We start from the raw sequence: 19,691 nt of genomic DNA, 5'->3' as shown, positions 1-19,691 counted from the left end.
GTCATGCCCGAAGGAGACACCGTCTGGCGGACCGCCCGCCGCCTGCACTCCGCGCTCGCCGGGCGTGTCCTGACCCGGTCGGATCTGCGCGTGCCCCGGTTCGCCACCGCCGATCTGACCGGCCGCGCGGTCCTGGACGTGACGCCGCGCGGAAAGCATCTGCTGACCCGGTTCGACGGCGGCCTGACCCTCCACTCGCATCTGCGGATGGACGGCTCGTGGCAGGTGTACGCCACCGGTGAGCGCTGGCGCGGCGGCCCCACCCACCAGATCCGGGCGATCCTCGGCAACGCGGAGCAGACCGCCGTCGGCTACCGCCTCCCTGTCCTCGAACTGATCCGCACCGCCGACGAGCACGACGCCGTGGGCCACCTCGGCCCGGATCTGCTCGGCCCGGACTGGGATCCGGCGGAGGCCGTCCGCAGGCTCACCGCCGATCCCGCCCGCCCCCTCGGCGAGGCCCTCCTGGATCAGCGGAATCTCGCGGGCATCGGCAATGTCTACAAGTCGGAGCTGGCCTTCCTCGCCGCGGTCACCCCCTGGCTCCCGGTCGGCGAACTCCCGTCCGGTGTCCCCGAGCGGCTCGTCGCCACCGCCCGCCGCCTGCTCGACGCGAACAAGGACCGCCCCGAGCGCCGCACGACCACGACCCGGCATCCCGCGCACCCTCTGTACGTATACGGCCGCGAGAAGCGTCCCTGTCTGCGCTGCGGTGCCCCCATCCGCAAGGCCGAGCTCGGCGAGCGCGTCTCGTACTGGTGCCCCGGCTGCCAGCGGGGCCCCTCCGACTGATCACGCACCGAATCCCCCGCACCAATTGACGGACCGTCAGATGCGGTCGTACCGTCCGGTCATGGTCCTCACGGCGTACGACCTCACCGGCCGCACCGCGTTCGTCACCGGCGCCGCGAGCGGGATCGGCCGCGCGACCGCCGCGCTCCTCGCGGAGGCGGGCGCCACCGTCCACTGCGCGGATCTCGACGGCCCCGGCCTCCGCGGCACCGCGGAGCTCGTCGAGAAACAGGGGGGTACCGCGCACACCCACACCCTCGACGTCACCGACCGCGCCGCCCTCGCCGCCGCCGTCGCGAGCGCCGGCCCGCTGCACACGATGGCGGCCGTCGCCGGGATCATGCACACGAGCACCGTCCTGGACACCCGCGACGAGGACCTCGACCGCGTCCTCGCGGTCAACTTCAAGGGGGTCCTCTACGCCTGTCAGGAGGCGGCCCGTTCGATGATCGCGACCGGGACCCGCGGCTCCATCGTCACGATGGCCTCGGGCGCGATGGACACCGCGAGTCCGGGCCTGCTCTGCTACAGCGTCACCAAGGCCGCCGTCGTGCAGCTGACCAAGACCCTGGCCACCGAGGTCGGACCGCACGGCATCCGGGTCAACGCGATCGCCCCCGGCTGGATTCGCACCCCCATGACCGACCGTCACGAGCCTGCCGCGCAGCAGCAGGCGGAGGCGGCCATGGCCCGCCACTCCCCCCTGGGCCGGGTGGGCGAACCGGAGGACATCGCGCACGCGGTCCTCCACCTCGCCTCCGACGCCGCGTCGTTCACGACGGGTCAGATCCTCCGCCCCAACGGCGGGGTCGCGATGCCGTGGTGACCTGTGCGCTCCCCGTGCCCTCCACGGCCCGTCCGGCGCGCGCCCGGCCGCCCGCGGCGGCGGACGCCGTCACGTGCACCGGCAGCAGACTCAGCCCCCAGCCGCCGGCCGCGACCGCCCCCTCCACCAGCCCCGACTGTTCCGGGGCCAGCACCAGTCGCAGCACCGCCCACCACCACAGCCCGCCGGCCACCAGCGCGCCCGCGATCCACGCGAGCGTCACCAGCGGAACCCGTCGCCGTACCATGGCCGCCTCCTCCGGTCGACGCTAGACCGGGCGTATCACACGGCGGGAGGGCGCACCGGAGGCAGACCGGGCGCACGGGACGCACAACTCCATGGCACGTGCCACGCCTACGCGTTCTCCGCCTGGAACATCCAGGCGTGCTTCTCGAGATCGGCCGTCAGCCCGATCAGAATGTCCTGCGTGACCGGGTCCGGGTCCTCCGTCACCTGGATGCGCTCGCGCATCCGCGCGGTCACGGCCCCGAGCGCCCGGACGAGGATCTCCACGGCGTCCGTGTCCTTGATCCACCCCTCCGGCACCGGTACGGCCCCGATCGCGCTCGACGACGCCACCGTCGACGACCGCCCGTCCGGGTTCACCCCGATCGCCGAGGCGCGTTCGGCCACCACGTCGGAGTGCTGACGTGCGGTGACCACGACTTCGTCGAGCTGCAGATGGACGGAGCGGAAGCGCGGCCCGACCACGTTCCAGTGCACCTGCTTGGCGACCAGGGCGAGATCGACCAGGTCGACCAGCGCGCCCTGCAGGGCACCACCGACCGTCTTGAGGTCGGCGTCGGACAGGGAGCTCTTCACGACAGACATGCGGAATCTCCAACCAGTCGTATGTTCCTCCCCACCATGGCACGAACACGCAAAGCCGGGCATCTCGGATGGAAATCACGAAGGTTCCCCAAGACGACGAAAGCCCCGGCCGGTGCCCCTACAGGGCACCACCCGGGGCGTTCGCCCACTTCGGTTCAGGCAGCGACGACGTCCACAGCTTCCGCGGGCGCCTTGATGGTCACCCGCTCGGTGGGCACACCTGCCACCGACGTCACCGACACCGAATTGAGCATCGGGCGTACCGGCGTCGGCACCGGTTCGCTCGCCGCTGCCGACTCGGCCAGTTCGGCCAGCGACAGCTCGTCGCTCACTTCACGCATGAGCTCGGACATCCGTACGTCAAGCGCGTCGCAGATCGCGGAGAGCAGTTCGGAGGAAGCCTCCTTCTGCCCCCGCTCCACCTCGGAGAGATAGCCGAGCGAAACTCGGGCGGACGAGGAGACTTCGCGCAGAGTACGGCCCTGGCGCTGGCGCTGCCGACGCAGCACGTCACCCAGCAGGCGACGGAGCAGAATCATCGGTGGCTCCCTCCTCGGACCGCGTAGCCGCATCCTTCACGCCCCACCGTACCGCCTCGCGCTGCGGCCGTGCGGGGAGCGATGTCGTGTTCACTCAGGGCTGCAAACATCAATTCCCCCCGTTCTGTTCCGTATCCTGTGCCCGCCCATTTCCCGAGAGTTCGTCGACGAGCAGTTCCAGCACGCTCCGTACACTCTCTCTACGGATTTCCGCACGGCCGCCGTTCAACCGCAATGCGGCCACTTTCCCGGCCCCCACGGGCCCCGCCACGGCCACGTACACCGTTCCGACGGGCTGTCCGTCCTGCGGTTCGGGCCCGGCGACGCCCGTGGTCGCGACACCCCAGTCGGCGCCCAGCCGCAGCCGCACACCCGCCGCCATCTGCAGCGCGACCTCGGGATCGACCGCGCCGCGCTCCGCCAGAAGGGTCTCGTCGACCCCCAGGAGTTCACCCTTGAGGGCCGTTGCGTACGCCGTGACGGACCCGCGGAAGCCCTTCGATGCTCCAGGTGCCGCCGTCAGCTCCGCGGCCACCAGACCGCCCGTGAGGGACTCCGCGGCGGCCACCGTGTGACCACGCTCCGCAAGCAGTTCCATGACCCGGGCGGCTCCGTTCATCGCGCCGACCCCGCTGCCGGGCCCTTCGCGGACGCCCCAGAAGCCCCGGGCGTCTCGGGTGCCCCGCCTTCCGGACCCGTGGCGGGCCCCGGAACGGACTCACCGCCGGACCCACCGACCGGCCCGCCGACCGACTCACCGCCGGCCCCGCCGACCGACCCGCCCGCGGATTCACCGCCGGACGCCTCGACCGGCGCTCCGCCGGCCTTCGCGGCCCGTTCCGCCGCCAGCCCCCTGCGTCGCAGGACGACGGCTTCTCGCACATAGTCCAGAGCGGTGACGACCGTCAGCACGACGGCGATCGCCATCACCCAGAAGCGCAACGTGGCGAGTGGACCGGTGAGCACCAGCACGTACATGCCGACTGCCGTGCCCTGCGCCAGCGTCTTCATCTTGCCGCCGCGGCTGGCCGGAATGACCCCGTGCCGGATCACCCAGAACCGCATCAGCGTGATGCCCAGCTCACGCGCGAGGATCACGCCCGTCACCCACCAGGGCAGATCCCCGAGCGCCGACAGACAGATCAGTCCGGCGGCCATGATCGCCTTGTCGGCGATCGGGTCGGCGATCTTCCCGAAGTCCGTGACCAGGTTGTACGCCCGTGCCAGGTGGCCGTCGAAGACGTCCGTGATCATGGCGACGGCGAACGCGGCCCATGCCCAGGCGCGCCAGACCGGGTCGTGCCCGCCGTCCTGGAGCAGCAGCACCACGAAGCAGGGTACGAGCACCAGGCGGATCATGGTGAGGATGTTCGCGATGTTCCAGAGGCTGGCCTGATTGACGGCCGCAGTGCCCAGCTTGCCGCCGGGCGCGGGCCTACCGGTCCCGCCCGTCGCGGATGCCGGCACTCCGGTCATCTGCCCGCCTCCTCGAAAAGACACTCGGCCACCAGGTCGACGCCTTCCGTTCCCACGACCTTCGCCACGACCATACGGCCGGGAGCGAGGTCCCGGCTCGCGGCCGAGTCCGTGGTGAGGACGACCTGGCCGTCCGTCTCGGGCGCCTGGTGGGCCGCGCGGCCGATCACGCCGTCCTCCTCGTCGATGGATTCGACGAGTACTTCCAGGGTCTCTCCGATCCGCTCCTCCGCACGCTGGGCGGTGAGCTCCTCGGCGAGTCGTGAGAGGTGGGCGAGCCGCTCGTCGACGACCTCCTGGTCGAGCTTGTGCTCGTACGTGGCGGCTTCCGTGCCGTCCTCGTCGGAGTAGCCGAAGACGCCGATGGCGTCGAGCCGCGCGTGGGTGATGAAGCGTTCCAGCTCGGCGAAGTCCGCTTCGGTCTCGCCGGGGAAGCCGACGATGAAGTTCGAGCGGGCGCCGGCCGTCGGGGCCTTCCCCCGGATCGTGTCCAGGAGCTCCAGGAAGCGGTCGGTGTCGCCGAAGCGGCGCATGGCCCGCAGGACGTCCGGGGCGCTGTGCTGGAAGGACAGGTCGAAGTACGGGGCGACCTTCTCGGTCGACGTCAGGACGTCGATGAGGCCGGGCCGCATCTCGGCGGGCTGGAGGTAGCTGACCCGGACCCGCTCGATGCCGTCGACGGCCGCGAGGTCGGGCAGCAGGCTCTCCAGGAGGCGGATGTCGCCCAGGTCCTTGCCGTAGGAGGTGTTGTTCTCGGAGACCAGCATGATCTCCTTCACACCCTGCTCGGCGAGCCAGCGCGTCTCGTTGAGGACGTCGGAGGGACGCCGCGAGACGAAGGAGCCGCGGAAGGACGGGATGGCGCAGAAGGAGCAGCGGCGGTCGCAGCCGGAGGCGAGCTTCACCGAGGCGACGGGGCTGCGGTCGAGTCTGCGGCGCAGCGGGGCGCGCGGGCCGGAGGCCGGGGCGAGTCCCTCGGGAAGGTCGCTGGGCACGTTCTCCGGCGCCTCCACGGCGCCGTGGCCCGGGAGGGCGACCGCGGCGGCGGCCTCCTGCCGCTCCACCGGGGACAGCGGCAGCAGTTTGCGCCGGTCGCGCGGGGTGTGGGCCTCCACGCTGCCACCGCTGAGGATGGTCTGCAGCCGGTTGGAGATGTCCGAATAGTCGTCGAAGCCGAGCACGCCGTCGGCTTCGGGCAGGGCCTCGGCGAGCTCCTTGCCGTATCGCTCGGCCATGCAGCCGACCGCGACGACGGCCTGGGTCTTGCCGTGATCCTTCAGATCATTGGCTTCGAGGAGGGCGTCGACGGAGTCCTTCTTGGCGGCCTCGACGAATCCACAGGTGTTGACGACGGCGACATCGGCGTCCTCGGCGTTCTCGACGAGCTCCCAGCCGTCCGCTGCCAAGCGGCCTGCGAGCTCCTCCGAGTCCACCTCGTTACGGGCGCAGCCAAGAGTGACAAGGGCGACGGTACGGCGTTCGGGCATGGGCTCAAGACTACTTCGTCCCGGCCGTACCCCCGCCGCGCAGGGTTCACCTGCGCGACGGCTGCCGGGAACATCAGCCGGCCTCGGGGTCTCCCTTGGCGTAGGAGAGCCGCTCCACGGCACCGGACTCGAATTTGTCCTGGATCTTCTTGCCGTTGACGAAGAGCTCGATCGGGCCGGCGTTGCCGAGGATCAGGTCGATGCGCTCGGCGTCCTGGAAGGTCTTGGACTCGCCCGCGAGGAGAAGCCCGTCGAAGAGCAGCTTGCCGTCGCTCGCCTTGGCTGAGATCCAGCTCTTGTCGTCGATCGCGGTGAGCTTGACCGTGACCTTGTCCTTCGGGACGGCCGCGATGGCGCTGCCGGTGGGCGCCGGCTTGGTGGTCTGCGCCGGCTTCGTGGTGGGACTGGTGGTCTTCTTCTCGGGGGCCGGGCCCCCGACCACGGCGCCGCCGCTGGTCGTCGCGTCGGTCCCGTTGAACATCGTGAAGCCGACGAAGCCGACGACGGCGACGATCGCGGCCACCATGGCGGCGGTCCAGTTGGGGCGGCGCGGCTCGGGACGAATACGTTCCGCCTCGAACAGCGGGGCGGCGGGGGTGGGCGCGGGCCGGCCGCCGTGCTCGGCGTCGTACTGCTCGATCAGCGACGCGGGATCGAGTCCCACGGCGCGCGCGAGCGTACGGATGTGCCCGCGGGCGTAGACGTCGCCGCCGCAGCGCGAGAAGTCGTCCTCCTCGATCGCGTGAACGATCGGGATACGGACGCGTGTGGAGGCACTGACCTCGTCGACGGTGAGACCGGCGGCGATCCGGCCCTGCTGGAGAGCACGACCGATCGAATCCCGGTCGTCTGCCGGGAAGTTCCGGTCGTCTTCGGGGGATTCGGGGGAGTTGCCGATGGACACGAGAGCGCCTTTCGAGCGTGTAACCACCTGCTGGACGTTCAGTCTATGGGTGGTACGAAAGGGTGGGGCAACCGGGCGGAGGCTGTTTGTACGCCATGAGGCTGGGACATCGTTCTGTCCCTCCCTCCAACTTGACGTACGCCCAAGGGAAACGGTTGCCCCCGTTCCCTTACGAGTGAGTCTCGGCCAGGTCTCGTTATGGCGTGGCTGCCGCGCGGACCACCTGAACTCCGCGCGAATCACTCCCCGAACCGCCCGCGGACCACTCCCCGAACCGCCCGCGGATCACTCCCCGGACTCCCCGCGGATGACCGCCAGTACCCCGTCCAGCTCATCCGGCTTGACGAGCACGTCACGCGCCTTGGACCCCTCGCTCGGCCCGACGATGTTCCGCGACTCCATCAGGTCCATCAGCCGTCCGGCCTTGGCGAACCCGACGCGCAGCTTGCGCTGGAGCATCGAGGTCGAGCCGAACTGGGTGGAGACGACCAGTTCCGCGGCCTGGCACAGCAGGTCGAGGTCGTCGCCGATCTCCTCGTCGATCTCCTTCTTCTGCTTGGTGCCGACGGTGACGTCGTCCCGGAAGACCGGCGCCATCTGGTCCTTGCAGTGCTGGACGACGGCCGCGACCTCGGCCTCGGTGACGAAGGCGCCCTGCATCCGGACGGGCTTGTTCGCACCCATCGGCAGGAACAGACCGTCACCCTTTCCGATGAGCTTCTCGGCGCCCGGCTGGTCGAGGATGACGCGGCTGTCGGCGAGCGAGGAGGTCGCGAAGGCGAGCCGCGAGGGCACGTTCGCCTTGATCAGACCGGTGACGACGTCCACCGACGGCCGTTGGGTGGCGAGCACCAGGTGGATGCCGGCGGCGCGCGCCAACTGGGTGATGCGGACGATGGCGTCCTCGACGTCCCGGGGCGCGACCATCATCAGGTCGGCCAGCTCGTCCACGATCACCAGCAGGTACGGATAGGTCTTGAGCTCGCGCTCGCTGCCTTCGGGCAGCTTGACCTTGCCGTTGCGGATCGCCTCGTTGAAGTCGTCGATGTGCCGGAAGCCGAAGGCGGCCAGGTCGTCGTAGCGCAGGTCCATCTCGCGCACGACCCACTGCAGGGCCTCGGCGGCCCGCTTGGGGTTGGTGATGATCGGTGTGATCAGGTGCGGGATGCCCTCGTACGCGGTGAGCTCGACCCGCTTGGGGTCGACGAGGACCATCCGGACGTCCTCGGGGGTCGCTCTTATCATGATCGACGTGATCAGGCAGTTGATGCACGAGGACTTTCCGGAGCCGGTGGCGCCGGCGACCAGGACGTGCGGCATCTTCGCCAGGTTGGCCATCTCGTAGCCGCCCTCGACGTTCTTGCCGAGCGCGACCAGCATCGGATGGTCGTCCTCGGCAGCGGCGGCCAGACGGAGCACGTCGCCGAGGTTGACCATCTCCCGGTCGGAGTTCGGGATCTCGATGCCGACCGCGGACTTGCCGGGGATCGGCGAGATGATCCGTACGTCCGGGGAGGCCACGGCGTACGCGATGTTCTTCGTCAGGGCCGTGATCTTCTCGACCTTCACGGCCGGGCCGAGCTCGACCTCGTACCGCGTGACCGTCGGTCCCCGCGTGAAACCGGTGACGGCCGCGTCGACCTTGAACTCGGTGAAGACGTTGGTGAGCGCGTCCACCACGGCGTCGTTCGCCGCGCTGCGCGTCTTGCCCGGGCCGCCGCGTTCCAGCAGGTCGAGCGAGGGCAGGGCGTAGGTGATGTCCCCGGAGAGCTGCAGCTGCTCCGCGCGCGGCGGCAGCGCGGTGTGCTCGGGCGCCGGCTTGGTCAGATCCGGTACGGCTCCGGGAAGGCGTCCGGCCTTCTCGCCGCGGGCGGTCGGGACCGGGGCGGCGGGAGGAGCCTCGGCGGCCTCCGCGGCGGCCGCTGCCAGGGCGGCGGCCCGCTCGGCGGTGACGTCCCGGGTCAGGTCGGCGACCAGCGGGGAGGGCGGCATCCCGTTGAGCACGGCGCCGTCCAGGGCGGCGGCCGCGGCCGCGGCGACGTCCACCGCGTCCATGGGCCGGTCGAAGGCCGGCTGCACCGAGGGGCGGCGCGGGCGGCCGCGCCGGGTGAGCGCCTCGTCCTCGGCCCGGTCGACGTCGTACACCTCGCCGGATCGGCCGGGTCCGGGCGTGCCACGCCGGGAACGGGCGGCGGGCCGCGGGGCGGCCTCGCGCCAGTCCTCCTCGTACGGCTCCTCGCCCGCCTCGGGGTCGTAGGCGGGCTCGACGATGCCGAGCCTGGCACCGAGGGCGCGCAGCCGCTGCGGGATGGCGTTGACAGGGGTGGCGGTGACGACGAGGAGCCCGAAGATCGTGAGCAGTACCAGCAGGGGTACGGCGAGGACCTCGCCCATCATGAAGATGAGCGGCTTGGACGCGGCCCAGCCGATGAGTCCGCCGGCGTCCTGCATGGCCTTGGTGCCCTCGCCGCGCCCCGGGGAGCCGCAGGCGATGTGGACCTGTCCGAGCACGCCGATGACGAGGGCGGAGAGGCCGATCACGATCCGGCCGTTGGCCTCGGGCTTCTCCGGGTAGAGGATCAGCCGGATGCCGATGGCGCCGACCAGGAGCGGCACGAGCAGGTCGAGGCGGCCGAAGGCGCCGGTGACGAGCATCTCCACGAGGTCGCCGACCGGCCCGCGCAGATTGGACCAGGTCCCGGCGGCGACGATCAGCGCGAGGCCGAGCAGCAGCAGCGCCATGCCGTCCTTGCGGTGCGCGGGGTCGAGACCCTTCGCTCCCCGCCCTATCCCCCGGAACATCGCCCCCACGCCGTGCGCGAGGCCGAGCCACAGTCCGCGGGCGAGCCGGTAGACGCCGCCGGTCGGGGACGGCGCGGGCTTGGGGGCGGCCTTCTTCGCCGCGGTCTTCTTGGCGGGGGCGCGCTTCGCGGGCGCGGCCTTCTTGGCCGCGGTCTTCTTCGCGGGGGGCTTGGCGGGCGACTTCGCGGGCGCCGCCTTCTTCGCGGCACCCGTCGTACGGCCGGCACGCGGCTTCGCGGTGCCCGCCGTGCCCTGGGAACCTTTGCCGGACGTACGTGAGGCCATGATGCTGAGGTTACCGGTGTGAACGGCATCGGACACGTGCGCGTCCGGTATCACCCGTTCGTGTCGTCCTTGCCGTGGCACGAAACTGACGCCCGCTCACGGCGGGCGTCGAATGGTTGACGGAGCGTCAGCTCTGGGAGGGGAGTACGGGCGGACCGCTCGTACCCGGCTCCAGCGCGTCGAGGGCCCGCCGCAGTCCGGTGAGCTTGCGCTCCAGATGGGCGGCGGTGGCGACGGCCGCGGCATCGGCCGAGTCGTCGTCGAGCTGCTTGGACAGCGCCTCGGCCTGCTCCTCGACCGCGGCGAGGCGGGCGGAGAGCTCGGCGAGCAGCCCGGCCGACTCCTTGGCGTGACCGCCGCCGCTGCCGCCCTCCAGCTGCAGTCGGAGCAGTGCGGCCTGCTCGCGCAGCTGACAGTTCTTCATGTACAGCTCGACGAACACCGAGACCTTGGCGCGCAGCACCCACGGGTCGAACGGCTTGGAGATGTAGTCGACCGCGCCCGCGGCGTACCCGCGGAAGGTGTGGTGCGGCCCGTGGTTGATCGCGGTGAGGAAGATGATCGGAATGTCCCGGGTCCGCTCGCGCCGCTTGATGTGCGCGGCGGTCTCGAATCCGTCCATTCCGGGCATCTGGACATCCAGCAGAATGACCGCGAAATCGTCGGTCAGCAGCGCCTTGAGCGCTTCCTCCCCGGACGATGCCCGCACCAGCGTCTGATCGAGCGCGGAGAGAATGGCCTCCAGCGCCAGCAGATTCTCCGGCCGGTCATCGACCAGGAGGATCTTGGCCTTCTGCACCATGCCCCGTCCTCCTCGCCCCGGCATCGGCTCTCCCCGACTCGCCGAGCCGGGGGAAGCACCGGGCGCCGCCCCAGAAGACGACTCCCATGCGCCGTCCGTCCTTGTGCCGGTCATGGTAGCCGCACCCCGCCTGTCGCCACACCCTGTCACCGCGATGTCACTGTGCACGTAGCAGAAACGCGGTGAGAGACCAGAAGGTTCCCCGAATATCGCTCTCTCACACGCCCTCGGCGACAGTCCGTCAACAACCCCCAGTTCCGTTTCCGCGCATCCACTCCTCCATCACGGAGAGGAGATGATCGGGATCGACGGGCTTGGTGACGTAGTCGGAGGCTCCCGACTCGATCGCCTTCTCCCGGTCACCCTTCATCGCCTTCGCCGTGAGCGCGATGATCGGCAGCCCGGCGAACTGCGGCATCCGCCGGATCGCGGTCGTCGTCGCATACCCGTCCATCTCGGGCATCATGATGTCCATCAGAACGACCGTCACATCGTCGTGCTGCTCCAGGACCTCGATGCCCTCCCGGCCGTTCTCGGCGTACAGCACCGCAAGACCGTGCTGCTCCAGGACGCTGGTGAGCGCGAAGACGTTACGGATGTCGTCGTCGACGATCAGCACCTTCTCGCCGCCGAAGGCGAACGTACGGCGCGGTTCGGCATCCGCCCGGTCCTCGGCCGCCGTCTGCTCCGGCTGACCGGCCCGGCCGGGCTGTCCCGGCAGCGCCGGCCGCGCGTCCATCCCGTGCGACGTCTTGCGCCGGTGCCGGAACAGCGCGCCCGCACCGGAACGCAGGTCGGCCGCCATGGGCGCGGACGCGAAGTGCGTGGTGCCCTCGCCGTCCTCCAGGCCCGGCTGCGGGTCCATCGACCCCGGCTCCCCCGGCCCGTACCCCTGCGGCGGGAGCTCGCTGGGGCTCAGCGGCAGATAGAGCGTGAACGTCGAACCGCGGCCCGGCTCGCTCGCCGCGTAGATCTCACCGCCGAGCAGCCGCGCGATCTCGCGGCTGATGGAGAGCCCCAGACCCGTACCGCCGTACTTGCGGCTGGTCGTCCCGTCGGCCTGCTTGAACGCCTCGAAGATGACCCGCATCTTGCCCGCCGCGATCCCGATGCCGGTGTCCGTCACCGAGAACGCGATCAGCTCGGCCTCCGGGTCCCGCAGCGAACCGGCCTCGAGCAACTGCTCGCGGATCGACTGCGGCACGTCCGTCCCGGCCGGCCGGATGACCAGCTCCACCGCGCCCGTGTCGGTGAACTTCACCGCGTTGGACAGCAGGTTGCGCAGCACCTGGAGAAGCCGCTGCTCATCGGTGTGCAGCGTGGCGGGCAGCTCGGGCGAGACCCGGACCGAGAAGTCGAGCCCCTTCTCCGCGGTGAGCGGCCGGAACGTCGCCTCGACGTAGTCGACGAGCTGAACCAGCGCGATACGAGTCGGAGAGACGTCCATCTTGCCCGCCTCGACCTTCGACAGGTCGAGGATGTCGTTGATCAGCTGGAGCAGGTCGGAGCCGGCGCCGTGGATGGTCTCGGCGAACTCGACCTGCTTGGGCGAGAGGTTGGCGTCCGCGTTGTCGGCGAGCAGCTTGGCCAGGATCAGCAGCGAGTTGAGCGGGGTGCGCAGCTCGTGCGACATGTTGGCCAGGAACTCGGACTTGTAGCGCATGGAGACGGCGAGCTGCTCGGCCCGCTCCTCCAGGACCTGCCGGGCCTCCTCGATCTCGGTGTTCTTCACCTCGATGTCCCGGTTCTGCCGTGCGAGCAGCTCCGCCTTCTCCTCCAGCTCGGCGTTGGAGCCCTGCAGCTCCTTCTGCCGGTGCTCCAGCTCGGCCGAACGCTCCCGCAGCTGCTCGGTCAGCTCCTGCGACTGCTTGAGCAGCACCTCGGTCTTGGTGTTGACGCTGATGGTGTTGACGGTGGTCGCGATCAGCTCGGCCAGCTGGTTGAGGAAGTCACGCTGGATCTGCGTGAACGGCTGGAAGGAGGCCAGCTCAATCACGCCGAGGACCTTCCCCTCGAAGAGGACGGGGAGCACGATCACATGCGCCGGGGCCGCCTCGCCGAGACCGGACGAGATCTTCAGATAGCCCGGCGGCACGTTGACCTGGATCGTCCGCTTCTCCTCGGCCGCCGTCCCGATGAGCGTCTCGCCGGGGCGGAACGACGTCGGCATGGACCCGGCGGAGTATCCGTAACTGCCGCGCATCCGCAGCTCGTACGCGCCCTCGCCCTGGCCGCCCAGTTCCGCGCTGCCGGTGGCGGAGCCGGTCGGCATCGCCACGAAGAAGGCGCCGTGCTGGGCGGAGACGACCGGGGTCAGCTCGCTCATGATGAGCGAGGCGACGTCGTCCAGATCCCGCCGGCCCTGCATCAGACCGGAGATGCGGGCCAGGTTGCCCTTGAGCCAGTCCTGCTCCTCGTTGGCGAGGGTGGTGTCGCGCAGGTTGGCGATCATGGTGTTGATGTTGTCCTGGAGGGCCTGGATCTCGCCCGCCGCGTCCACACCGTCGATCTTGAGGTTGAGGTCGCCGCGGGTCACCGCGGTGGCGACGGCCGCGATGGCGCGCACCTGCCGGGTCAGGTTCCCGGCCATCTCGTTCACGGACTCGGTCAGGTCCCGCCAGGTGCCGTCGACGTCCCGGACCCGTGCCTGGCCGCCGAGCTGACCGTCCGTGCCCACCTCACGGGCCACACGCGTGACCTCCTCGGCGAAGTTGGACAGCTGGTCGACCATCGTGTTGATGGTGTTCTTCAGCTCCTGGATCTCACCGCGCGCGTCGATGTCGATCTTCTTGGTGAGATCGCCCTTGGCGATGGCGGTGGTGACCGTCGCGATCTGGCGCACCTGACCGGTCAGGTTCGACGCCATCGAGTTCACCGACTCGGTCAGGTCCTTCCAGGTGCCCGAGACGCCCGGAACCCTTGCCTGACCGCCCAGTTCGCCTTCCGTACCCACCTCGCGGGCGACTCGCGTCACCTCGTCCGCGAACGACGACAGGGTCGTCACCATCGTGTTGACGGTGTCGGCGAGCTCGGCGACCTCGCCGCGCGCCTCGACCGTCACCTTTTTCGTCAGATCGCCGTTGGCGACCGCCGCGGAGACGCGGGAGATGTTCCGCACCTGACTGGTCAGGTTGTTGGCCATCAGGTTGACGTTGTCGCTCAGGTCCTTCCAGGTGCCGGTGACCCCGCGCACCCGCGCCTGACCACCGAGGATTCCCTCCGTACCCACCTCACGGGCGACTCGCGTCACCTCGTCGGCGAAGTTGGACAGCTGGTCGACCATCGTGTTGACGGTCGTCACCAGCTCCAGGATCTCGCCCTTGGCGTCGACGGTGATCTTCTTCGAGAGATCGCCCTTGGCGACCGCCGTGGTCACCTCGGCGATGTTGCGCACCTGCGAAGTCAGGTTGTTCGCCATGAAGTTCACGGACTGGGTGAGGTCCTTCCAGGTGCCGGAGACACCCTGCACCTCGGCCTGACCACCCAGGATGCCCTCCGTACCCACCTCACGGGCCACCCGGGTCACCTGCTCCGCGAAGCTGGAGAGCTGGTCGACCATGGTGTTGAGGGTGTTCTTCAGCTCCAGGATCTCGCCGCGCGCGTCCACGTCGATCTTCTGCGACAGGTCACCCCGCGCCACCGCCGTGGCGACCTGCGCGATGTTACGGACCTGGGCGGTGAGGTTCCCGGCCATGCCGTTCACCGAGTCGGTCAGATCGCGCCACACGCCGGCGACGCCCGGCACCTGCGCCTGCCCGCCGAGCCGGCCGTCCGTACCCACCTCACGGGCCACCCGGGTCACCTGCTCCGCGAACGCGGACAGCTGGTCGACCATCGTGTTGATGGTGTTCTTCAGCTCCAGGATCTCGCCGCGCGCGTCCACGTCGATCTTCTGCGACAGGTCACCCCGCGCCACCGCCGTCGTCACCTGGGCGATCTGGCGCACCTGGGACGTCAGGTTGCCGGCCATGAAGTTGACGGAGTCGGTGAGCTCCTTCCACGTACCGGAGACGCCGTCGACCCGGGCCTGACCGCCCAGCCGGCCCTCGGTGCCCACGTCCCTGGCCATCCGCGTCACCTGGTCGGCGAAGGACGAGAGCTGCGACACCATCGTGTTGACGGTGTTCTTCAGCTCCAGCATCTCGCCCGCGACATCGACGGTGACCTTCTGCGACAGATCACCGTTGGCAACCGCCGTCGTCACCTGCGCGATGTCCCGCACCTGACCGGTCAGGTTGCGGAACGCCGTGTTCACCGAATCGGTCAGGTCCTTCCACGTACCCGCCGCACCCGGCACCTGCGCCTGGCCCCCGAGCAGACCCTCGACGCCGACCTCCCGCGCCACCCGGGTCACCTCGGAACCGAACGCGGACAGCTGGTCCACCATCGTGTTGACGGTGTTCTTCAGCTCCAGCATCTCGCCGGCCACGTCGACGGTGACCTTCTGCGACAGATCACCGTTGGCGACCGCCGTCGTCACCTGCGCGATGTCCCGCACCTGCGTGGTGATGTTCCGGAAGACGGTGTTGACCGAGTCGGTCAGGTCCTTCCACGTACCGGCCGCACCGGGCACCTGCGCCTGGCCCCCGAGCAGACCCTGCGCACCGACCTCGCCCGACACGCGCGTCACCTCGTCGGCGAAGGTACGCAGCGTCTCGGTCATCTGGTTGATGGTGTCCGCGAGTTGCGCGACCTCGCCGCGCGCGCTCACGGTGACCTTCTGGGACAGGTCGCCGTTGGCGACCGCCGTGGTCACCTCGGCGATACCCCTCACCTGATTGGTGAGATTTCCCGCCATCGTGTTGACGGAGTCGGTCAGGTCCTTCCAGACACCGGCGACACCCGCCACCTCGGCCTGACCGCCCAGCTCGCCCTCGGTACCCACCTCGCGCGCCACGCGGGTCACCTCGGAGGAGAACGAGGACAGCTGATCCACCATCGTGTTGACGGTGTTCTTCAGCTCCAGCATCTCGCCGGCCACATGTGCGGTGACCTTCCGCGACAGATCGCCCTTGGCGACCGCCGTCGTGACGAGAGCGATGTCACGCACCTGCGCCGTCAGCCGGTACGCCATGGTGTTGACCGAATCCGTGAGATCCTTCCACGAACCGGACATACCTCGCACCTGGGCCTGACCGCCCAGCTTGCCCTCGGTACCGACCTCCAGTGCGACCCTTGTCACTTCGTCCGTGAACGCCGACAGCTGGTCGACCAGGTTGTTCACGGTCCGCGCGACCTTCAGGAACTCGCCACGCAGCGGCCGCGCCGCCCCGTCCGGTCCGTCCGAACGCAAGTCCATCCGCTGGTCCAGATCGCCCTCGGCCACCGCCGAAAGGACCCGCCCCACCTCGGAGACCGGCCGCGTCATGTCGTCGACCAGCGCGTTCGCGGCCTCGATCGCCGCCGCCCAGGCGCCCTCGCTGGCCCCCGCCTCGAGGCGCTCGGACAGCTTGCCCTCGCGCCCCACCATGCGCCGCACCCGCGACAACTCGCCGGTCAGATGCATCTGCCGGTCGGCGACCTCGTTGAAGACGGCGCAGATCTCCGCCATCACGCCGTCGCCCGACACGGTCAGCCGCTTACGGAAGTTCCCGTCCCGCATCGAGACCAGGGCAGCGAGCAGCCGCTCCATGGCCGCCGCGTCCACCTGCACCGTCCCACCACCACTCCGGGACCGTCCGCCCTTCGCGCGCGTGCCGCTGCCGCTGCGGCGAGGCGCCGCCGTGCCAGACTCCACCGTGTCCCTCCCGAAGGGGTTGACCGTACTGCCCGGGCCGTCGCCACAAGCCTGCCCAGTGTTTCATCGCAGCCGAACCCGGCGATAACAGTTCGGCAGCTTCGCATAGCGTCCCCGCCCTCGGGGGACGGAAACAGTGGTGACCGGCATCCGCTCGGACAGCGAAGGTAAGTAACCTGGCATCCGGCTGTCCAACCGCCCCGGTCCGCCCGGCGGGGGTGGGGTGGCGCGAAGACGACCACCGGGCAGCGGGGAGGGGCAGACCGACCATGGCGGAGCCGGGCGTCGAGACGCGTACGAGGAGTTCTGTGATCACCGCGCGGGCGGCTGCCACTTTCGACCCCGTCGGGCGGTCCGTCGCGACCGCCCGCGCCTTCGTCCGGGACACCCTCCAGGGGTGGGGGTACGCCGAAGTCGTCGACGACGCCGTCGTCCTCACCAGCGAACTGGTCACCAACGCCGTCATCCACGCCGGCACCGCCGCCGACGTCCTGTGCCTGCGCAGCGAGGACGGGGTCCGCGTCGAGGTCGCCGACCACTACCCCGAGCGCGAGATCCCCGTCCAGGGCGGCCGCACGCTCGCCCATCCCGACCGGGAGAACGGCCGGGGCCTGCTCCTGTGCGCCGCCCTCGCCACCCGCTGGGGCGTCGAGTACACCCCCACGCACAAACATGTCTGGTTCCAGCTCGATCTTCCCGAGCGCGCGATCGGCACCCGCTCCGCGGGTCCGGTCCTCCCGGACGCCCTCCTCCCGGTCGCGGACAGCCGGGTCCGCGTCGCCGTCGCCCAGATCGACCGCGGCGGCGCCATCACCGCCTGGAACGAGGACGCCGAGGAACTCTTCGGTTACGGCGCCGAGCAGGTCACCGGAAAGCCGCTCGGCGACCTCGCCGCCTGGCCGCACACCCCCGGCATCGGCACCGGCCTTGTCGAGGCTCTCCGGCTGTCCCGCTGGGAAGGCAGCTACGGCATCCGCTGCGCCGACGGCCGGGTCATCCCCGTGTACGCCTCCCATCTGCGCGTCCGTGACGCCGCAGGCGAGCCCTCCACGGTCTGTCTCCTGGTACGGGAGTACGAGCGCGCGGTCCTCCAGACCCCACAGCGCCCCGCGGTCTCCGACCCGGGCGCCGAGAACCGCGCCACCGACCCCTTCGAGGTCTTCATCGGCTCCCCGGCCCCTGACGACCTCGACGGCCTCCTCCAGCGCACGGTGGAACGCGCCCGCGACATGCTCGACGGCGACTCCGCCTTCCTGCTGCTCGCCACGGACGACGAGACCGAACTGGAGGTTCGGGCCACCACCGGACTCCCCTCCGCCCGCCAGCGGTTCGCCCGGGTCCCCGTCGAGACCGGCGCCAGCCGTTACGGCTCCGCCCGGATGCCGGCCGTCCACGAGGACCTGGCCGCCGTCCCCGGCGCGGTGCCCCTCCTCGAAGGCACCGGGATGCGCTCGGTCGTCACCGTGCCCCTGAAGGTCGAGGGACGCCTCACCGGCTCCCTCGGCGTCGCCGCCGAAAGCTCCAACCGCTACTCCAACGAGGAGGCCCTGCGCCTCCAGTTCGCCGCGGACCGCATCGCCCTGGCCGTCGAATCGGCCCGCCTCGGCGAGCTCGAACGCCTCCGCCGCGGCTCCCTCAGCTTCCTCGTCGAGGCCTCCGACCTGCTGGCCGGCACCCTCGACCGCGACCAGACCCTGGCCCTGATGGCCCAGATGACGGTCCCCACCCTGGCCACCTGGTGCGCCGTCTATACGATCGCCGACCAGGTCTCGGAACCGTACCTCTCGTATGTTCTGCACGAGGACGAGGACCGCATCGACGGGCTGAAGGCGCTGTTGTCGTCCATCGCCCCGCCCGACCCTGTGCCCACTCCGGGCGCCCGCGTCTGGGCCGCCCCGGGCGAGGCCGCCCACCGGGCCGCGCTCTCCACCTCACTGCGCGAACTGGGCGGTACGGGAGGCCCGTTGTCCTCCGGCATCGACGCCACGCTCGCGACCGCGGCCGTGGTCGGCGGGGAGACCGTGGTCCTTCCGCTCGTCGCCCGGAACCGTGTCATCGGCATGCTCACCCTGGGCAAGCCGTCCGACGACCACTTCCGCCAGGAGATCCTGGAGCTCGCGGAGGATCTCTCCCGCCGAGCGGCACTGGCCCTCGACAACGCCCGCCTCTACTCGGAGCGCATGGCGATCAGTCAGTCCCTCCAGCGCAGTCTGCTGCCGCCCGGCCTCCCGGACATCCCCGGTGTCGAGGTGGACGTCATCTACCGCGCGGCCGGCGAGGGCAACGAGGTCGGCGGAGACTTCTACGACCTCTTCCCGATCCGCGACAACGCCTACGGTTTCGCCATCGGCGACGTCTGCGGCACGGGCCCGGAAGCCGCGGCCGTCACCGGCCTGGCCCGGCATGCCCTGCGTCTGCTGGCCCGCGAGGGATTCGGCGGCCCGGCGGTCCTCGAGCGCCTCAACGCCGCCATCCTCGACGAGGGCGCCCGCAGCCGCTTCCTGACGCTGCTGTACGGCGAGCTGTGGCCGCAGGAGGACGGCTCGGCCATCCTCAAGGTCGTCTGCGCCGGGCACCCGCTGCCGCTGCGCCTGCGCCAGGACGGCACGGTTGTCCCCGCCGCCGACCCGCAGCCGCTCCTGGGTGTCATCGACGACCTGGAACTGTACGAGCAGACCATCACGCTCGAGCCGGGCGACGTCCTGCTCTGCGTCACCGACGGCGTCACGGAACGCCGCGAGGGCACGCGGATGCTCGGCGACGACGGTCTGATCGAGGTCCTCAAGACGTGTACGGGCCTCACGGCCGGCGCGGTCGCCGCCCGCATCCTGCGCGCGGTCGAGCGCTTCGCCCAGGAGCCCGCCTCCGACGACATGGCCATCCTGGCCATGCGCCTCCCTGAGCCCCGGCACGGCGACTGAAATCGAGGTGTGCGCGACACCGGCATGCAAAGCCGGTGTCGCGCACACACCCAAGACCGACCATGGCCAGAAACCAAAGAAGGCCCCCGCCATGAGGCGGGGGCCTTCTTTAAGTGGAGCCCTTTAACGGAATCGAACCGTTGACCTTCTCCTTACCATGGAGACGCTCTACCGACTGAGCTAAAAGGGCGGGAGTTCGGCGGCGTCCTACTCTCCCACAGGGTCCCCCCTGCAGTACCATCGGCGCTGAAAGGCTTAGCTTCCGGGTTCGGAATGTAACCGGGCGTTT

At 70.2% G+C, this 19,691-nt stretch carries 13 protein-coding genes, 1 tRNA gene and 1 rRNA gene; 3 read left to right on the top strand and 12 right to left on the bottom strand.

Going from position 1 to position 19,691, the window contains the following annotated elements:
• The first annotated feature begins 3 nt into the window (after positions 1 to 3).
• Positions 4 to 792, top strand: coding sequence for a DNA-formamidopyrimidine glycosylase family protein (locus ABZ939_RS36685; protein ID WP_361864923.1), 789 nt, complete (start codon positions 4 to 6; stop codon positions 790 to 792).
• A 61-nt stretch (positions 793 to 853) separates the two neighbouring features.
• Positions 854 to 1,618 carry an SDR family NAD(P)-dependent oxidoreductase gene (locus tag ABZ939_RS36680; protein WP_361864921.1) on the top strand — a complete coding sequence of 255 codons (765 nt, stop codon included), beginning with the start codon at positions 854 to 856 and terminating at the stop codon, positions 1,616 to 1,618.
• Here ABZ939_RS36680 and ABZ939_RS36675 read toward each other — a convergent pair.
• The 10 genes from ABZ939_RS36675 to ABZ939_RS36630 all read right to left on the bottom strand — a co-directional run bounded on the left by ABZ939_RS36675 (position 1,566) and on the right by ABZ939_RS36630 (position 16,481).
• Positions 1,566 to 1,865 (bottom strand): hypothetical protein, encoded by a 300-nt coding sequence (locus ABZ939_RS36675; protein WP_361864919.1) that lies wholly within the window; start codon positions 1,863 to 1,865, stop codon positions 1,566 to 1,568. The genes ABZ939_RS36680 and ABZ939_RS36675 overlap by 53 nt on opposite strands.
• Before the next feature lie 107 nt (positions 1,866 to 1,972).
• Positions 1,973 to 2,449: a DNA starvation/stationary phase protection protein gene (locus ABZ939_RS36670; RefSeq protein ID WP_361864918.1), complete on the bottom strand. Its 477-nt coding sequence runs from the start codon at positions 2,447 to 2,449 to the stop codon at positions 1,973 to 1,975.
• Positions 2,450 to 2,604: 155 nt separating this feature from the next.
• The gene (locus ABZ939_RS36665; RefSeq protein WP_041131554.1) at positions 2,605 to 2,988 is read right to left on the bottom strand and encodes a helix-turn-helix transcriptional regulator; all 384 of its coding nucleotides are present in this window, start codon (positions 2,986 to 2,988) and stop codon (positions 2,605 to 2,607) included.
• A 109-nt stretch (positions 2,989 to 3,097) separates the two neighbouring features.
• A complete protein-coding gene (locus ABZ939_RS36660) occupies positions 3,098 to 3,607 on the bottom strand; it encodes a nicotinamide-nucleotide amidohydrolase family protein (protein ID WP_361864915.1) in 510 nt (169 codons plus the stop codon).
• A complete protein-coding gene (gene pgsA / locus ABZ939_RS36655) occupies positions 3,604 to 4,464 on the bottom strand; it encodes a CDP-diacylglycerol--glycerol-3-phosphate 3-phosphatidyltransferase (RefSeq protein WP_361864913.1) in 861 nt (286 codons plus the stop codon). Before pgsA ends, ABZ939_RS36660 begins: the two co-directional genes overlap by 4 nt.
• Entirely contained in the window at positions 4,461 to 5,951 is a 1,491-nt protein-coding gene (gene rimO, locus ABZ939_RS36650) for a 30S ribosomal protein S12 methylthiotransferase RimO (protein WP_361864911.1), read from the bottom strand. Before rimO ends, pgsA begins: the two co-directional genes overlap by 4 nt.
• Before the next feature lie 73 nt (positions 5,952 to 6,024).
• A complete protein-coding gene (locus ABZ939_RS36645; protein ID WP_361864909.1) occupies positions 6,025 to 6,855 on the bottom strand; it encodes a RodZ domain-containing protein in 831 nt (276 codons plus the stop codon).
• A gap of 285 nt (positions 6,856 to 7,140) precedes the next feature.
• Positions 7,141 to 9,942: a DNA translocase FtsK gene (locus tag ABZ939_RS36640; protein ID WP_361864907.1), complete on the bottom strand. Its 2,802-nt coding sequence runs from the start codon at positions 9,940 to 9,942 to the stop codon at positions 7,141 to 7,143.
• Between the two features lie 127 nt (positions 9,943 to 10,069).
• Positions 10,070 to 10,744 (bottom strand): response regulator, encoded by a 675-nt coding sequence (locus ABZ939_RS36635; protein ID WP_361864905.1) that lies wholly within the window; start codon positions 10,742 to 10,744, stop codon positions 10,070 to 10,072.
• Positions 10,745 to 10,985: 241 nt separating this feature from the next.
• The gene (locus ABZ939_RS36630; protein WP_361864903.1) at positions 10,986 to 16,481 is read right to left on the bottom strand and encodes a HAMP domain-containing protein; all 5,496 of its coding nucleotides are present in this window, start codon (positions 16,479 to 16,481) and stop codon (positions 10,986 to 10,988) included.
• Between the two features lie 269 nt (positions 16,482 to 16,750).
• Here ABZ939_RS36630 and ABZ939_RS36625 point away from each other — a divergent pair, with 269 nt between their 5' ends.
• Positions 16,751 to 19,402 carry a SpoIIE family protein phosphatase gene (locus tag ABZ939_RS36625; protein ID WP_361864901.1) on the top strand — a complete coding sequence of 884 codons (2,652 nt, stop codon included), beginning with the start codon at positions 16,751 to 16,753 and terminating at the stop codon, positions 19,400 to 19,402.
• Between the two features lie 114 nt (positions 19,403 to 19,516).
• Here ABZ939_RS36625 and ABZ939_RS36620 read toward each other — a convergent pair.
• Positions 19,517 to 19,592: transfer RNA gene (locus ABZ939_RS36620), tRNA-Thr, on the bottom strand.
• A gap of 4 nt (positions 19,593 to 19,596) precedes the next feature.
• Positions 19,597 to 19,691 (bottom strand): 5S ribosomal RNA (gene rrf, locus ABZ939_RS36615); the annotation flags it as partial.

Source organism: Streptomyces sp. NPDC046712, assembly GCF_040645695.1.
Taxonomy (GTDB): Bacteria; Actinomycetota; Actinomycetes; order Streptomycetales; family Streptomycetaceae; genus Streptomyces.
This window is presented reverse-complemented; position numbering and strand designations above follow the sequence as displayed.

What these genes read in the sequence shown, in the direction of transcription:
- ABZ939_RS36680 (WP_361864921.1), top strand. Translation starts at nt 854, where the DNA reads ATGGTCCTCACGGCGTACGACCTCACCGGCCGCACCGCGTTCGTCACC.
- ABZ939_RS36640 (WP_361864907.1), bottom strand. Translation starts at nt 9,942, where the DNA reads ATGGCCTCACGTACGTCCGGCAAAGGTTCCCAGGGCACGGCGGGCACC.
- ABZ939_RS36660 (WP_361864915.1), bottom strand. Translation starts at nt 3,607, where the DNA reads ATGAACGGAGCCGCCCGGGTCATGGAACTGCTTGCGGAGCGTGGTCAC.
- ABZ939_RS36625 (WP_361864901.1), top strand. Translation starts at nt 16,751, where the DNA reads ATGGCGGAGCCGGGCGTCGAGACGCGTACGAGGAGTTCTGTGATCACC.
- ABZ939_RS36675 (WP_361864919.1), bottom strand. Translation starts at nt 1,865, where the DNA reads ATGGTACGGCGACGGGTTCCGCTGGTGACGCTCGCGTGGATCGCGGGC.
- pgsA (WP_361864913.1), bottom strand. Translation starts at nt 4,464, where the DNA reads ATGACCGGAGTGCCGGCATCCGCGACGGGCGGGACCGGTAGGCCCGCG.
- ABZ939_RS36635 (WP_361864905.1), bottom strand. Translation starts at nt 10,744, where the DNA reads ATGGTGCAGAAGGCCAAGATCCTCCTGGTCGATGACCGGCCGGAGAAT.
- ABZ939_RS36665 (WP_041131554.1), bottom strand. Translation starts at nt 2,988, where the DNA reads ATGATTCTGCTCCGTCGCCTGCTGGGTGACGTGCTGCGTCGGCAGCGC.
- ABZ939_RS36670 (WP_361864918.1), bottom strand. Translation starts at nt 2,449, where the DNA reads ATGTCTGTCGTGAAGAGCTCCCTGTCCGACGCCGACCTCAAGACGGTC.
- rimO (WP_361864911.1), bottom strand. Translation starts at nt 5,951, where the DNA reads ATGCCCGAACGCCGTACCGTCGCCCTTGTCACTCTTGGCTGCGCCCGT.
- ABZ939_RS36685 (WP_361864923.1), top strand. Translation starts at nt 4, where the DNA reads ATGCCCGAAGGAGACACCGTCTGGCGGACCGCCCGCCGCCTGCACTCC.